Origin of the sequence: Providencia sp. PROV004, assembly GCF_011045615.1 — a bacterium.
Classification (GTDB): Bacteria; Pseudomonadota; Gammaproteobacteria; order Enterobacterales; family Enterobacteriaceae; genus Providencia; species Providencia rettgeri.
The window spans coordinates 457,661-473,025 of the sequence record NZ_CP042859.1; the positions used below are offsets into that span (position 1 = coordinate 457,661).

General features: G+C 41.7%; 13 protein-coding genes. 4 read left to right on the plus strand and 9 right to left on the minus strand.

Annotation, left to right across the window (positions count from 1 at the left end; genetic code table 11):
- Positions 1-246 precede the first annotated feature (246 nt).
- A complete protein-coding gene (gene ubiC, locus FVA69_RS02005) occupies positions 247-750 on the plus strand; it encodes a chorismate lyase (protein WP_004915228.1) in 504 nt (167 codons plus the stop codon).
- A gap of 151 nt (positions 751-901) precedes the next feature.
- Positions 902-1,756 (plus strand): 4-hydroxybenzoate octaprenyltransferase, encoded by an 855-nt coding sequence (gene ubiA, locus FVA69_RS02010; protein WP_115166470.1) that lies wholly within the window; start codon positions 902-904, stop codon positions 1,754-1,756.
- A gap of 97 nt (positions 1,757-1,853) precedes the next feature.
- On the opposite strand, the gene FVA69_RS02015 is transcribed toward ubiA, so the two are convergent.
- The 5 genes from FVA69_RS02015 to plsB form a co-directional block, all read right to left on the minus strand.
- Positions 1,854-2,921, minus strand: a complete 1,068-nt coding sequence (locus FVA69_RS02015; protein WP_164528317.1) for a hypothetical protein — start codon at positions 2,919-2,921, stop codon at positions 1,854-1,856.
- A gap of 92 nt (positions 2,922-3,013) precedes the next feature.
- Positions 3,014-3,784: a ZirU family protein gene (locus FVA69_RS02020; RefSeq protein ID WP_164528318.1), complete on the minus strand. Its 771-nt coding sequence runs from the start codon at positions 3,782-3,784 to the stop codon at positions 3,014-3,016.
- A gap of 50 nt (positions 3,785-3,834) precedes the next feature.
- Positions 3,835-5,760, minus strand: coding sequence for an inverse autotransporter beta domain-containing protein (locus FVA69_RS02025; protein WP_164528319.1), 1,926 nt, complete (start codon positions 5,758-5,760; stop codon positions 3,835-3,837).
- A gap of 647 nt (positions 5,761-6,407) precedes the next feature.
- Entirely contained in the window at positions 6,408-6,557 is a 150-nt protein-coding gene (locus tag FVA69_RS02030; RefSeq protein WP_109913071.1) for a transposase, read from the minus strand.
- 160 nt (positions 6,558-6,717) lie between these two features.
- Entirely contained in the window at positions 6,718-9,201 is a 2,484-nt protein-coding gene (plsB, locus tag FVA69_RS02035; protein ID WP_109913070.1) for a glycerol-3-phosphate 1-O-acyltransferase PlsB, read from the minus strand.
- A 126-nt stretch (positions 9,202-9,327) separates the two neighbouring features.
- On the opposite strand from plsB, the gene FVA69_RS02040 reads away from it, so the two are divergent.
- Together FVA69_RS02040 and lexA are read left to right on the plus strand one after the other, a co-directional pair.
- Positions 9,328-9,702: a diacylglycerol kinase gene (locus FVA69_RS02040; RefSeq protein WP_004915220.1), complete on the plus strand. Its 375-nt coding sequence runs from the start codon at positions 9,328-9,330 to the stop codon at positions 9,700-9,702.
- 136 nt (positions 9,703-9,838) lie between these two features.
- A complete protein-coding gene (gene lexA, locus FVA69_RS02045) occupies positions 9,839-10,456 on the plus strand; it encodes a transcriptional repressor LexA (RefSeq protein WP_004915217.1) in 618 nt (205 codons plus the stop codon).
- A 158-nt stretch (positions 10,457-10,614) separates the two neighbouring features.
- Here lexA and zur read toward each other — a convergent pair whose 3' ends face one another.
- The 4 genes from zur to FVA69_RS02065 form a co-directional block, all read right to left on the minus strand.
- Positions 10,615-11,130 (minus strand): zinc uptake transcriptional repressor Zur, encoded by a 516-nt coding sequence (gene zur / locus FVA69_RS02050; RefSeq protein WP_004915213.1) that lies wholly within the window; start codon positions 11,128-11,130, stop codon positions 10,615-10,617.
- Between the two features lie 442 nt (positions 11,131-11,572).
- Entirely contained in the window at positions 11,573-13,567 is a 1,995-nt protein-coding gene (locus tag FVA69_RS02055) for a TonB-dependent receptor plug domain-containing protein (RefSeq protein ID WP_164528320.1), read from the minus strand.
- A 132-nt stretch (positions 13,568-13,699) separates the two neighbouring features.
- Positions 13,700-14,545 carry a ModD protein gene (modD, locus tag FVA69_RS02060; protein WP_109913067.1) on the minus strand — a complete coding sequence of 282 codons (846 nt, stop codon included), beginning with the start codon at positions 14,543-14,545 and terminating at the stop codon, positions 13,700-13,702.
- The gene (locus FVA69_RS02065; protein WP_109913066.1) at positions 14,542-15,360 is read right to left on the minus strand and encodes a class I SAM-dependent methyltransferase; all 819 of its coding nucleotides are present in this window, start codon (positions 15,358-15,360) and stop codon (positions 14,542-14,544) included. The genes modD and FVA69_RS02065 overlap by 4 nt, the downstream gene beginning before the upstream one ends.
- Positions 15,361-15,365 lie beyond the last annotated feature (5 nt).

A 15,365-nucleotide genomic window follows, 5' to 3' on the forward strand; every position in this document is an offset into this window, starting at 1 on the left:
TGTTTAATCGACTATTTTTCAAGCAACTAAATCTATTTTGTTAAGATATTAATGAATTTTATTATTATCGATAACTAGCTAGTATTTAAAAAACTTTTTACTATATTTTTACATTTTGTGTTGAAAATGTGACTTTTTATATAAATTGTTAGCTAACTTTAACCTTGTCGTAAAACAACGTGATATCCTATTGTGTAAGAAATACAGTAAATCATAACCATGTTATTCATGGTGGAATTTTAAGTAATGGATGAAACGCTTTTTACTTCTCAGCCGATTCACTGGCTGGCGGAGAACGATAAAATAGTGCCTGCCAATGTATTAGATTGGCTATTAGAGCTTGGCTCCATGACAAAACGTTTTGAGCAACATAGCCAGCAAGTTACCGTGATACCTTATTTAGAGCGCTATGTATCGCAAGATAAGCTAAGTGCGGATGAAGTGCAGTCTTTACCTGAAAGCCAGCGTTATTGGGTCAGAGAAGTTGTCATGTATGGAGATGGTATCCCTTGGTTACTGGGCCGAACGGTAATCCCTGAAGAAACACTGACTGATGATGACCAGCAGCTGGTGGATATTGGGAGAATGCCGTTAGGGCGTTATTTATTTAGCCGTGACAGCTTAACTCGAGATTATATTCATATTGGTTCTTGCGCAAACCGTTGGGTACGTTGTTCTCGGTTAAGATTATCGGATAAACCCTTATTATTAACCGAAATATTTTTACCTGAATCACCTGCATATCGTTAACTATCCTAAGTATTTTGAATTTTCAGGTTTCTGCAATGACACTATGCCAACAAATATAAATCAGTAAGTTGCAGAGGTTGGTGGTATTAAAATATACCCAATTTGAAGTATGATGGAATTCGAAAAGGAGCACGACAAAGTGGAGGGAAGTATGACGCTCAGTAAATGGCATGCATACAGCCGTTTAATGCGTATTGATAGACCCATTGGTTCACTGTTGCTATTGTGGCCGACGTATTGGGCATTATGGATTGCGGCTCAAGGTACGCCAAGTTTACATCTTTTAATTGTATTTACTGCCGGCGTATTTTTTATGCGTGCAGCTGGTTGTGTTATTAATGACTTTGCTGACCGCCATTTTGATGGCCACGTAGAGCGGACTAAACACCGCCCATTACCTAGTGGGGATGTGACGGAAAAAGAAGCTAAAATTTTGTTTGCAAGTTTAGTGGGTGTGTCCTTCTTGCTGGTTTTAACTTTAAATTTAATGACAATTTGGTTGTCCATTGCGGCGCTTGCTTTGGCATGGATTTACCCTTTTGTTAAAAGAGTCAGTCATTTACCTCAGGTTGTACTGGGCGCAGCATTTGGCTGGTCGATTCCAATGGCTTTCTCTGCGGTGGGTGAAACACTCCCGTTAGTATGCTGGGTATTGTTTTTCATAAATATTATTTGGTCAGTGATTTACGACACGCAATATGCCATGGTTGACCGTGACGATGATTTAAAAATCGGCGTGAAATCAACAGCCATTTTATTTGGCCAGTATGACAAATTAATTATTGGGTTACTGCAATTACTGATGGTCGGCTTGCTGGTGGCTGTGGGATCATTGGCTGCTCTGGGGAGCATTTACTATTTTTCTCTGGCGCTGGTTGTGGGGTTATTTGTTTATCAGCAAAAACTGATGGTCAATAGAGAGCGTGCTCCCTGTTTTAAAGCTTTTATGAATAATAACTATGTTGGTTTTATCTTATTTGTCGGAATTTTTTTGAGTTATTGGTAAACAGGTTGTTGACGATTAACAGGAGCATGCTTTTCAGCTTTTCCTCTCAATGTCTGGAAAAACCCTAACCAAATGGCTAGGGTTTTAAGTGAGCAAATTACCGACGCTGCAGTACTATTTTAGGCGATGTCGCGTGGGCAAATTTGCCGTTTGGAAAATCAATGCGGACCACAAGATAAATAGTTTCCCCGATACTGGAGCTTGCATTATTTCCAAACTTTATAGTGTTTCCGTCGTCAGTAACAATTGAACCAATGTGAGTCTTCTTACCAACCTGATACTTATTTACCGCACTGATATTTCCGTTCCTGTATTCACTGATGATTATTGATATCGGTTTGCCATAACCGAGGTGCGAATAATTTATCACCATATTGTACCCATATCCGGAGCGATTCCCTATTTGGTTGCCGTTATATATTTCTACTAGATGTGATGGTATTGCTTTAGCTACAGTGACCTTATTCGATTGAACTTGCGCACCTGTACTCGGTGTTCCGCTTGATGAGCGAGGGATGACATTGAAATAAATTTCACACCCTATATCTGCATCTTGTATGTGATAAGTTCTGCTTGTTGATATCGCCTGATGATTCTTGTTACGAAAACAGAACCACTCGAAACTGGTTCCACTCTCAGGATCGCTCGGGCTGTCCCCATCATGGTAGCGATAATTTCCGGTCAGTAATCTACCAGGCTCTGGCTGACCATCAATTTTCACATCATGAGCTTCTGGTGCCAGCCCTCTAGTAGTGAGAGTTGATGAAGTGAATATAGCGCCAGTTGCTGGTTCTGTGATTTTAGGGTCGGTTTGTGGCGTGACCTCGACCGACAGTTGTTTTCCATTGCCATCGCCGGGGACGAGTTTATAGCTATTTTGCGTGGCTCCTGAAATATTTTTACCATCGAGTTTCCATTGAAAAAGTGATGTTTCTAATGCATCCTTATCTGCATCCGTTATCTTTGGATCAGCGGTGACCGTGTCATTAACGGCGGGTGTCTTATTATTAAATTGAACATCAGTCACGACAGGTGCATGACCGATAACGGGAAGCGTTTGGGTATTGACTTCGATCACAGAAGCGGATACGCCTCCTACGATGACCAATCCTGCTGCCAACGTTATCAGACGAATAAGGGGGATAATTTTTGTCCTCTCTGCCATTTTATGAATATCCTCTTCTGTTATCGCAGTGTGTTATGGGTGCTTATTATCAAAAATACCGCAGCGAAATGTTTCGCTGCGGGGGATAGTGATTATTTGTTCGAAACGATAACCTGAATTTTACGTTTCTGCTCTGTGCCCTTAACCGTGTATGTTGCTGTGGTTGCACCTGAAATATCTGTGTATTTGCTCGAATTCACAGAGTCTTGAATCTGCCACTTGTAAGTCAGGTTATTATCACAAGTCCCGTGACAGGTGACATTTGCTTTCAGCGAATCACCAACCAGCGGTCGTGACCCAGCTCCAGTGATACCCGAAATAGTTACTGATTTCACGATATTGCCATTCACTGTTGGGATATTAGTGCCGCCCGCTATTGTCTTACCACCGATATCGATGAAGGTTGCTGCTGCTACGGCTACACTCTCTGACGGCTCCGTCTTAGCTGGATCCGTTTTTGCGACGGCCTTAACGGTAATGTTTTTACCTAACAATGCCGATGTCAGTTTCAGCATGTCGCTCGTTTGCCCTGCAATAACATTTTTGCCGTCATGCCATTCATAGACGATAGACACTAGTGTATCGTTGTCTTTATCACTGAAGTCAAAACCTGACGCTTTCAACTCATCATTCTCACCTAATACACCGTCATTGTTCTTATCTGTGGCCGTGATGGTACCCGCTTTTAGCTCTGGTGCATGACCAATAACCGCAGTTGTTGCTGGGGAGGTTATCGAGATCGGAGTCTGAGTCGTGGCAGCGAGTGCCGATGTACCAAAAGTCATGCCTAACACGGCTCCCGCAATCAGGACAGATAGGTTGTTTTTGCGGATCATTGGGGTTTGTTGATTTTTGTTGCTCATCTAATTATTACCTTATATTTTAAATTTATTAAGTTGCCCTATAGGCGTATTTATTGTGCGGTCGCTCGCAACCTGCGTTTTTGCGTGTCTGCGGTGACTGTATATGTCATGGCTGTAGCGCCATTAATCGCTTGATACTGTCCTGATCCTTGTATTGTCTCCACTTCCCATTGCCAAGCTGTCGGCAAAATGCAGTTGACTTGGCACTCTGGTGTTGCTGTTAGGACATCCCCAACGACGGGGCGCTTTTTTATAACACTGCCGTTATGAAATATTTGTAATCCTACGGGGGCTGCCATCACTTCTATTTTTGTTGACGCTAGATTGATCCCCTCTACCTTCGGACTAAAAATGAGGGTGCCCGGCAATTTTCCAGTGGTGATGGTGGTGGTATAAACACCCGGTGCCGTTTCTTTCAACGCCTCCAACTTAACGCCACTTTGCGAAGGCGATAGTGATGACTCGCCTTTTTGTGTCGTGAAGGCGAACGGCAACTGAATCGATGAAGCCAATTTAGTCATCGGTGCATTCTGCTCATCCCGCATCGTCAGCGTTAATACCTCCGACTGATCGACATTCAGTACACCTGATCCAACAGTCAAACTTGAGTAGCGGTTAGAAAACCCTGCGTCGACAATCACTTTTATATAGGCCGGTTTTGATGCATTTCCCTTTCCATCCCATGCAATAGCACTTAGGGTATAAGTATTGCTTTTACCCGCCTGCCAAGCAGGTAGGCGAATTTGCCAAGCTGTTAAACTTTTGCCAACAGACTGTACTTTCCCACCGTTGGATGAAAACTCTGTCAGCATTCCCCATTTCACACGTTCAGCACCATATTTCGCTTTTAAGATAGCGCTCAGTGACTGTAGGCTGGCACCTCGACCACGGATTTCCTGCGGCAGTATTAAACTGATCAAATCCTGTTTACGGTATTCGAGTACAATGTTGTTATTGCGCTCAACCAGTGCCATTAGGCTGCCTGAGAGCGAACGCAGGCGAGCAACTGAACTCGATGATATTTGGTCTTTCCAAGGCACACCGAATGAATAGGTCAGTTGTGCCTGAAGTTGCAGATCATCAGTTCCTTGTCCTGTACGCCAGTCAGCCCCAAGGGTAATTAATGGAATAGGTGTGTAATTCAACCCTACAGTCATTGTTTTTGGCGACTTACTACGAGAGTCCTTACCTTTCATTGCCACTTCATCACCGAAATATTGTTCATATTTCAGTTTGCCACCAAGTTGTGGATAAGATGGCAACCAAGCACTGGCGGTCATATCAAATCCGTTGGCGGGGCGTTCATCGTAGTCGTCAAAATCCCGTGACTGATGCCAGTTGTTGAGTCGCAGATAACCATTGGTTGAAAAGCGTAGATTATCGGACCACAATTCTCCGCCAATACCGAGTCGGCTGTTCCCACCTGTAATATCAGCGTCATAAAAGGTGTTGACGCCATACATCCATTGCTCATTGAACCGACGAGCGCCCACTCCTAAGTTTAGGGTGGTGCGATCATTAAGGTTCCGACCTCCTAACTGGGTGAACACCAGCCAATCTGGGTTTTGATATACAGGTAACAGCATGTCGGCAGACAGCGTACTTTGTGACAGTTTATCTCCCGGCTGTACACTAATTTGTGCGGTACCATATTGATTTAACCAACTCTCCATGGTTGATGACGCTGTGCTCACCGCCATATCCTTGGCCTGTTTAGTCAGGTACTCCTCTGCACTTTGTGTGTTCATCGCTTGGAAAAAGTTAGGGGCAGTTTGGGCCAACCAGTTCTCAATTTCACTATCTGAGTCGTTTACTTGTACACCTTTCTTCGTCGTTTTATCTGTCGTATTGGCGATGTAAGTGCTTGGTACATCGATTTGATCTCCAGCTGAAAGTTGTTCAAAAGCGCGGGCGAAATTGCGTTTTTGATTTAATGTTTTTAATTCCTCCACCGTCAGATTGTATTGATGAGCCACACTGTGAACGGTCTCTCCTGTCTGCAGGTGGTAAGGCTTCACTTTGATTCTATCTACAAACCCAGTAGCAAAGACTGAACCAGTTGGTATGATGGATACGGACAGTAAAACGGGAATCAATAAGGGCATCTGAGATGATTTGATACTGTAACGGTTAATACCAAAAATCATTTATTTATTCCTTTTATTCCTTCCTTTAAGTCGTTGTTTCCATAATTAGGATATTTCCATTGTGAATAAATGAACTATCAAAGGTGCTAAACACCAATAATAGAGTGAGATAAGCAGATATTGAGTTGCTGTTATAAATTTCAGTTATGTAATCTAATGCCTCATTTTGGTGGTGGATGTTAATACTCGACTCAATGATTGCATTTCGTCTTGCGGTGAAATTTATATATTTAGATTGATAATGTGAACGTACTTGTTTGGACTAAATAAGAAGTCATAGAGAGTGGGGTTAATTAAGAAATGATAATTTATTATGAATTGAAATTATTTTTTGATATTTACCATATTTCAAACTGTGTGTTTTTTTGAATTTATTTGTTATTTATCAATTTTTTATGTTGGGTTTTGGCGGCTTTTCTTTTATTAAAATAATATTGAATACACATAAAAATCGCCTATCCTTCTAGCTATCAATATTAGGTATTGGCTGTTTTGGTTAGTGTGGTGGAATTCGATACTTTTTCAGTGAGTCCTATATATAGGAACCAAAAGTAAGCGCCATTGGTTTGGATTTCTTTAACGAAGCGATGCTCAGAGATAATACCAGATAAATAATTCAGCAACATCACCTTGATTAATCGAACTCAGTGGTTTCAAAAAACAATTCATCATTGGTGCGGCACTTCGAATTATTTAGGACATAGATTATTGTTAGCGCTAGCTCTATTAAATAAAAGGGGTAATGTGAATAACATTACCCCTTTTACTTATTTAGCTCCAAGATTTCTAGTCTGCATTTGTTTCAGTTTCTGTATTCTTCTCTATCGCAGTGGAAAACTCATCGTCTTGGCTAACACTTTCAATAGTTAAACGGATCTCAGGTGACATCAAGCGAGCCAGAACGGCATACAGTTTCTGTGCATTGGTAACAAAGATATCATTTTCATTATTATCAATGTAGCCTTCCTCCCTAAGGGTATCGACCAATGTCGAGAATACCGCTTTATCAAAGAATTCAGGAGCGTTAATACCGTGTAAAACAGAAAGGCGTTGCGCAAGGATACGACTTTGTTTTTCCAGTGTATTACGGCTGATTTCTGGACTCGCATTGAGTAATGACAATGTGATTGCATAACGTTGCAAAGTCTCACGAACGCCTGCTGCTAAGAGCTGTAATGGGCGAATACGGCGAGGATTTAGCACCACCACATCATCTTCTTTTAAGCAAATTAGCTTTTGGTTATTCAGTTCATCAATTAGTGTATCTACCGTCTCATGTAGCTCATCACTGTTATAACGCATAAACAGTTCTGCTTTTAAGAACGGGTAAATTTGGCCTACTTGATAGTGAATGTCTTGGCGGCTTATGCGTTCATGGTGTAACACAATGCTAGTTATTAGCGATGGTAATACTAATAAATGATGGATATTGTTACGGTAATAGGTCATCAAGACGGCATTTTCGCGAGGAAGAATGATAATATCCCCCATGCTGTCTTTTTCGACTTCAAATTTATCCATGTGCAAAGCATGTTCTAACAATTGCTCGGCCGTTTTATTTGGCGTTGTAGCATCTGCGGTGTATGGCACATTGCGCAATAATTGCAGGTAACAGTCGACTTGTTCAACTAGTTGCTCACGAGTCAGTGAGCGTTGACGAGAAGCCAGTAACGCAGTCGCACACAGGTTAATCGCATTGGCTGCTGCTGCATTATTAATATTGACCATAATGTTATCAGCTAACGAACTGACCGTTGGGTTTAGCCAAGTTGGTCTTTGTGGTTCGATAGGGTCGATAGAGTCGCGCCAATCAGGTACACGCTGGTTGAGATAGTGTGGAAGCGAAATTGGCTGGCCAAAGTTAACATAGCCTTGGCCTAGGTTGCGCAATTTACGTAAGCCGCGAACCATAGAGAAAAAGCCTTCTTTCTCTTTTTCTGCACCGCGCAGTTCTTTGGCGTAAGTACCCACTTCCATCACATGCTCATACCCGATGTAGATAGGAACAATGGTGATAGGGCGTGAGTCACCGCGCAACATCGCTTGTAACGTCATGGAGAGAGTACCCGTCTTAGGCTGTAACAAACGACCGGTACGTGAGCGCCCACCTTCCACAAAGTACTCGATGGAGTAACCTCGGGCAAATAGCTCACTTAAATATTCACGGAAAACGGTCGAATACAGTTTATTGCCTTTGAACGTTCGGCGAATAAAAAAGGCCCCTAAACGACGGAAAATAGGCCCAGCAGGCCAGAAATTGAGGTTGATCCCCGCGGCAATATGGGGTGGAACTAGCCCTTGATGGTATAGCACATATGAGAGCAGTAAGTAGTCCATATGGCTACGGTGGGATGGCACATAAACGATTTCATGGCCGTCTTGTGCTAGCTGGCGGACTCGTTCAGCGTGCTGAACATTAATGCCTTGATAAAGGCGATTCCAAGTCCAACTAAGAACCCTATCCGTTAAACGTACTGCTTCATAAGAGAAATTGGCTGCGATTTCTTCCATCATCCCAACGGCATTTTGCTGAGCTTTTTTGAGTGGAATTTTTTTACTGCGCGCTTCGTCTTCAACGGCTTTTTCAATTGCTTTTGACGTCAATAACTTATTAAACAGCTCATAACGTGCAGGGAGTTTAGGCCCAACTGCTGCGAGACGTTGGCGCGAATAGTGAATACGTGCGACACGAGCAAGTTTGTTGGCAATAATGGTGTCTGTACCGTGGTCTTGTGCCATTTTCCCAATTGAGACAATCGGAGATAAACGTACGAAGCTGTCACGTCCTAACCATAAAACGGCGAAGAATTTTTGGATGCCATTTAACAGTTTCAGTGGTGGTGCTGGGGTATGGCCTTCACGACCAGGTGAGCGCCCAAACATCACGGATGCCGGTAGCATTTGAATATCTAGATTTGGGTTGTTTTTATGCAAATCTAAATAAGCATGGAATGTTTTTACTGAATCCTTACGTGGATTCGGTGAATAATAGCGAAAAACACGTGGGCCATCATCGATAAAAACGTAGGCCGGAAGCTTCGTTCCATTGATATCATTGTCGACCAGCGGGTCTGGCAGACCAATAGCTAAGCATTGGTGCCGTAGCGTGAGGAGGTCAGACTTCGAATGATAAGGTAATACGTATAGGGTTGGCCTGTTGACATCAAGCTGCAACTCAGTGATGGGATCCGAAGGAATTAGTTTACTTTTTACCAATAATTTAAGTGGTAAATTCAACGTGTTGTAATATATTTTACGCCATAGTGACATAAATGATTATAGCCTCTTGTTAACAATGCTGCGCAATCATACCAGAAATACATGGTTAGATCTGTTACTGACAATTCACTTTGACCGTAAAAATCGATTATTGTTTGTATTTTTTAAGGAATAAATATGGCGAGTCAAGTTAAGGGCTTCACGCGAGTGATTAAAGCTGCGGGGTATTCCCTTAAAGGTTTGAAGGCAGCTTGGGTTAATGAAGCCGCATTTAGGCAAGAATCTGTTGCTGCAATTATCGCGATTTTTATCGCATTTTATTTAGATATCAGCTATATAGATAGGATTTTGTTAGTGAGTTCTGTTGTTCTGGTGGCAATAGTCGAATTACTGAATAGCGCGATAGAAGCCGTAGTTGACCGTATCGGAAGTGAATATCATGAACTTTCAGGGAGAGCTAAAGATATTGGTTCTGCCGCGGTATTTGTGAGTATCGGTTTAGCGTTGTTTATTTGGGTACTTGTATTATGGCAGCGCTATTTCCCTGGTTAAGGTGTTTGGTTACTTAATCAGGTAAAAAGAAAATAAATCGATAACAAATGCTTAAATTGAGCGATTTAACTGTTCCAAATCTTCATTTACCTGTATATACTCACAGCTTGACTGTATAAACAAACAGGGGAACGGAATGAAAGCACTGACGGCTCGACAACAGCAGGTTTACGATCTAGTGCGTGACCACATTTCGCAGACGGGTATGCCTCCTACACGCGCTGAGATAGCAGCAAGCCTTGGTTTTCGTTCGCCTAATGCGGCAGAAGAACATTTAAAGGCCTTAGCGCGTAAAGGGGTTATTGAAATCGTCTCAGGTGCATCTCGAGGTATTCGTCTGCTTCTTGAAGAAGAAACCGAAGATCAGGGGTTACCTCTGATTGGACGTGTAGCTGCTGGCGAACCATTATTAGCACAGGAACATATTGAGAGCCACTATCAAGTTGACCCTGAGCTGTTTAAACCACATGCAGATTTCTTATTGCGTGTGAATGGGATGTCCATGAAAGATATTGGTATTATGGATGGCGATTTATTAGCTGTGCATAAAACACAAAATGTACATAACGGGCAAGTAGTGGTTGCACGTATCGAAGATGAAGTCACTGTTAAACGTTTTAAGCAACAGGGTAACCGTGTTGAGTTAATAGCAGAAAACCCAGAATTCGAACCTATTGTTGTTGACTTGCGTCAGCAAAATTTCACTATTGAAGGTTTAGCGGTTGGGGTTATTCGTAACAGTGATTGGTATTAATTTTCGTTAGCAACCAGCTGTGTTACAGACGGTGAAGACGATTGCAGGCAGATTTCATGGTTTTATTCTGAAGTCTGCCTGTTTTGTTTCCTTTCTTATATTTTTCTCTTCTCTATTTTCTCTTTGCATTTCATCAAACGATCTAGCAGTCCGGCTATTTACTTTTTCTTAGGGGTTACAGGTTGTTCGTGGTTATGATGACAATGTTCATGATCTTGGCAGCTATTCACTTCGTCGCAATTTTTACATAAACCATGGTTTTCCACTACGGTATGCCTTAAGCGGAATTGGTGTTCATCTGCCAAATTAATAATTGCGGCTTCTATCGTTGTGCAATCACTTTCCGTTACGCTTCCGCACTGGTCGCAAATTAACATAACAGAGATATGGCTTGGGTTATCAAAATGGTGACAAACAACATAGCTGTTGGTTGATTCGATTTTATGGATAAAACCTTGCTCCATTAAGAACTCAAGGCCACGATAAACGGTAGGTGGCTTAGCCTGAGGTTCAATTTCACGTAGTAAGTCGAGTAAATCATAAGCACTGATCGCACCATGCTGTTGTGCTATTAGGCTCAATACCGTTTCTCTCTGTGGTGTCAACCTGACGCCTCTTGATTGGCAAATATGTTCTGCCATCGCAAGAACTTTTTTTTCACTCATCTTTTCCATTTTACTGACCCCACCCGTTGAAAAATGCAAATGTTTACTGCACACAAGTTTATCACAGTTTCTTGAACTATTGAGAATCAAGAGATGAATGCGGTGCTATCAAAAAATTTTAGCTTTGCTGAGTTTTTTTTGACTAATAAATAAAATATAAAAAATGATATTTAATTTTATTTAAAAATAAACAGATAAAATGAAACATATATTAAACAAATTTATTATAAATTCATAACTCATGATGAACAATTAATTGAAAGATTTAGTTTTAATTTGATGTAATTTTAATTAAGACTTATCTTGCCTTTAATTTACAACCTTCTTTTCTCACCCTCTAAAGCTTACTTTATGGGGTTTATGTTTATTATTTTTGCAGGAGCACAGATTAATCTTATTTTATTTATATAATATTAGGCAATGATTAAAGTCATTGCCTAATATATTTAGATTAGTATTTATATTCAATACCTAACCAATAATTACGACCCTCTTCGATATACCCATTAGTATATTCATATGATTTATCGAATAAGTTATTAACTGATGTATTAACAGATATTCCTTGTCCAAAGTCATAATCTAAACGTAGGTCAGTTTTGGCATATCCACGCACTTTGCTATCTGCATCGACATAATTAAAGGCCCAGCTTCTTGCTTCTTCGGTTACAGTGATGCTGAATGGCTCATAAGGGGTAAATTTCACCCAAGCGAAGGCTTTGTGGATAGGTAATTCAGCAACATGTTTAACGCTGTAGTGTTTTGGATCAGCATGAATGTAGCCGTAACTTAAACCCGCTTCTAACCAATCGGTAATTTGCCCGTTAGTCCCTAAATCAATGCCAAAGTAGTCAACTTTGCCGCTGTTACGATTTTCGAGTATATAACCTCCATCCTGATTAGTACCGACACGATGCGCCATAATGGCATCAGTTACATGGTTATAATAGAGACTTGAAGTATATGACCAAGTGGGTGAGATATGTCCCTTGTAAGTCAAATCATAGGTAAGAGCACGCTCAGTATCGATATGTGGGTTAATGACGAATGTGTCGTCACTTTTCATTTTTTCTTTGGTATAACGCTCTTTTTGCGTTGGGAAACGGCTTCTTTCTGATATAGAAAATTGAACGGTATCTTTATTTTCTAAATGATAGCGAGCCATGACTTCCCAGTTGAACGCATGTTGGCTATTGCCATCGTATTTTTCAAAATCACCAGATTTGTAATCATAGCGCTTACCATCAGCACTTTTGCGCCAGTCATAGCCAATACCACCAATAATATCTAAGTTATCCATGGCAACCCATTGATATTCGGTAGCAATAGAATAGGTATTATCTTTATAGCGGTCGAATGGGACATCTCTTTTGGCGCGTGCACGGTGGACATCTTCTTTCCAGTGTGCAGCAAATGACAGCATATCTAATTCACGCACGGTGAAGTCAACACGCATGTCAGCACCGTTACTGTAATCATCGTAACGGCTGTAGTTATAAAGGCCTTTTTCGTAATCTTTGACAGATTTATACTGATGAAGCGTATTTTTGAACGTATCGTGGTATAGGCGACTCTGTAAGGCGATATCGTCGGTGACTTGGGTTGTACCGTTGAAATAAATGCTTTCTTTATCATAAGCAGGCCACTGCCAAATTTGTTGTTTTTTATTCGTTACGCTAGGTGGACTATTTTTATCACCCTCTTGTTTTAAATAAGTCACGACGTATTCATCTGCTTCTCGTGGTGTCCAGCCTACTTTCACCATTATACGTTTGTCATCAGTTGCTGAATTCGGGCGACGGCCATTATTACCCGCTAATGGGTTATTATTTTCTGAGCCCGGTATTCCCATAAAGCGCTGCTTATATTGACTGCCACTGACTTGAATAAAGCCGAGATCGTTACGCCCCCCTAAACGTGCGCTGATATTGTGGGCGTTATCTGCACCGCGAGCAAAACCTTGGTTTAAGCTAATATTGGCTTCAAAGGGTTTTTGAGGCGTGGCGGTGGTTAAGTTGATAGCCCCGCCCATCAGGTTCGGGCCTTGTAATAGAGAGGTATAGCCGGTAGATAGCTCTACGCTGGCTAGCTCGCTAGTCATAAAGCGGCCAAGGTCTAGCGTACCGTCATAAGGCACGTAAGTTGGAATACCATCAAAGAAAATAGGTACTTGGCGGCTATCAAAACCACGTACATTGACTTGAGTTTCATTGCGGTTTCCTGATTTTTGAATAGAAACTCCTGGCATGGTACTCAGCGCCTGTGCGACGTTTGTTTTATTCAGCTGCTTCATTTGGTTTTCTGTGATGATGTTAGCATCAGCGGCAAGCGGGGTGCTCCAAACGGACATCACATCGGTATTTTTTTCAGTGTTAGGTGAGGCTGCGTAGCCCTGTGTCGTGAATAAAGCCATCCCAATCCAATAGGTAATTTGTTTTATTTTCATTATGTCTTTCCAGTTTTGTAAATAACGATATATTATTTTTTATACAACGATATGCGTCATTAACCATAGGTGGATGCAGCCTACGGGGTAGGCTGTTTTTACGAACGGTTTTTCTGACGCTAACTTCTTAGCTTACTGCTTAAAGATCTTCACTTTTATATCTCGGGGTGCTGCGTAGTAAGGCGCGGATGTAACTAAGAGTGATACACCAGTTTGCGCGAATGCTTCTATTGTTTTTAAATTAATTCCACCTGCAATCGATAGCTGGCAAGGCCGGTTTTGCTGCTTGGTGAGTTCTTGTAGTTGCTGAATTTGTTCAATAGGCAGTTTATCGAGTTGTACAATATCGGCTTGCGCATTGATTGCAAGAATGGCCTGTTCGTAATCATCGGCCTCGACAATAATCATTTTTTCTGGGGCTGCTTGGCGCAGTGTTTTTATATGGCTTGCCCAATCATCTGGATTTTCAAGGCATTGACGATGGTTGGTGAACAGTAAAATGCTTTCTGCGCTACCCGCTCGATGAATAATAGCGCCCCCTGCCAAAATCGCAGTTAAGGCAAGAGGCTTGGTATAAGGAATAGTTTTTCGAGTACACGCAAGCTGCCCATCCGGTTGATATTGGCGCAAAATACTGACCATTTGCTGGGTGTAGTGGCTGACACCACTACACCATTCAAGCACGTTTTGCACCGCTTTCCAGCCTTGATGCAAGGCTTCAATCGGCCCAGTGGCAGAAATTAAAACACTTTGCGGCTCAACAAGTTGGCCATCTTGAAAGTGGCAATCACAAGTGATCCCCAGTTTCTCTAGCATGCGTTTGGCGATAATCAGCCCACTGATACAACCTCCGAATTTGGATGTAAAGGTTATTACACCCATTTGAGAGTGCAAGCCGAGTGCCCGTGTGGTGAGGTCACCGTATTGAATGTCATCTAGCAGTAGTTGGTCGATTAATGTATCGGGTAGGTAAATCATAATGTCAGTTCCGATTCATCAACCACATCCCAAGATACCATCGCCCAATCTCTGGATGGATAAGGAATTGTTTTACCTAAATCCGTTTGTTCATCATAGTACTTACGTAAGATAGCGGTTTCTTCTGGTGTGATATTTTTAAGAGACCAATTGACGCTGTCAGCGAAAGTGTCAAAGCTATCAAACCCACCTTTCTTAGGACTTTTGATAAAATCAACGCGCGCATTAATGCCCATTTGATGCAAAATATTCACGGCGTAAATGTAGGTTGGCAAACGAATAACTTCGCGGCCTATCTTGCGAATAATGTGTTCATCAATAAATGTTGGGTTGATGGTATGAGTGGTGTAAACCCGTAATTTTGTTTGGCGATTGAGCTTGAGTAAAGCGGCTTTTAAATCATCAACGAGTGTTGAACGCGATGCCACTGAAATATCCACTTTTGGCAATGAACTCCAATCATCTTCCCATGCGAGTACTTCAAAGCGTGCATGGTGAATAGCGAGTTCTTTTGCGCGCAGTTCAGCCATCTCAAGCATGCCACGACTATAATCAATACCAATAACATCTTTGAATTCATTCGCAAGACACAGACTGATGGAGCCAGGGCCGCAGCCCACATCAAGCAGTGTTTCAGCACCTGTTAAATCCATTAATTTGCGAAACTGGACTAAATATGGGTCATTGGGGTTAGCGCAAGTTTGCGCCATTTGTTGTGCTTTTTTATCCCAATGTTCCGGTTCTTTACGGCTTCGTTGAGCTTGTTGCATATGTTGCTGGTACATTTTTGCAAAATCGATTTGATTGATTAACATGGCTT

What these genes read in the sequence shown, in the direction of transcription:
- ubiC (WP_004915228.1), top strand. Translation starts at nt 247, where the DNA reads ATGGATGAAACGCTTTTTACTTCTCAGCCGATTCACTGGCTGGCGGAG.
- ubiA (WP_115166470.1), top strand. Translation starts at nt 902, where the DNA reads ATGACGCTCAGTAAATGGCATGCATACAGCCGTTTAATGCGTATTGAT.
- FVA69_RS02015 (WP_164528317.1), bottom strand. Translation starts at nt 2,921, where the DNA reads ATGGCAGAGAGGACAAAAATTATCCCCCTTATTCGTCTGATAACGTTG.
- FVA69_RS02020 (WP_164528318.1), bottom strand. Translation starts at nt 3,784, where the DNA reads ATGAGCAACAAAAATCAACAAACCCCAATGATCCGCAAAAACAACCTA.
- FVA69_RS02030 (WP_109913071.1), bottom strand. Translation starts at nt 6,557, where the DNA reads ATGTTGCTGAATTATTTATCTGGTATTATCTCTGAGCATCGCTTCGTT.
- plsB (WP_109913070.1), bottom strand. Translation starts at nt 9,201, where the DNA reads ATGTCACTATGGCGTAAAATATATTACAACACGTTGAATTTACCACTT.
- FVA69_RS02040 (WP_004915220.1), top strand. Translation starts at nt 9,328, where the DNA reads ATGGCGAGTCAAGTTAAGGGCTTCACGCGAGTGATTAAAGCTGCGGGG.
- lexA (WP_004915217.1), top strand. Translation starts at nt 9,839, where the DNA reads ATGAAAGCACTGACGGCTCGACAACAGCAGGTTTACGATCTAGTGCGT.
- zur (WP_004915213.1), bottom strand. Translation starts at nt 11,130, where the DNA reads ATGGAAAAGATGAGTGAAAAAAAAGTTCTTGCGATGGCAGAACATATT.
- FVA69_RS02055 (WP_164528320.1), bottom strand. Translation starts at nt 13,567, where the DNA reads ATGAAAATAAAACAAATTACCTATTGGATTGGGATGGCTTTATTCACG.
- modD (WP_109913067.1), bottom strand. Translation starts at nt 14,545, where the DNA reads ATGATTTACCTACCCGATACATTAATCGACCAACTACTGCTAGATGAC.
- FVA69_RS02065 (WP_109913066.1), bottom strand. Translation starts at nt 15,360, where the DNA reads ATGTTAATCAATCAAATCGATTTTGCAAAAATGTACCAGCAACATATG.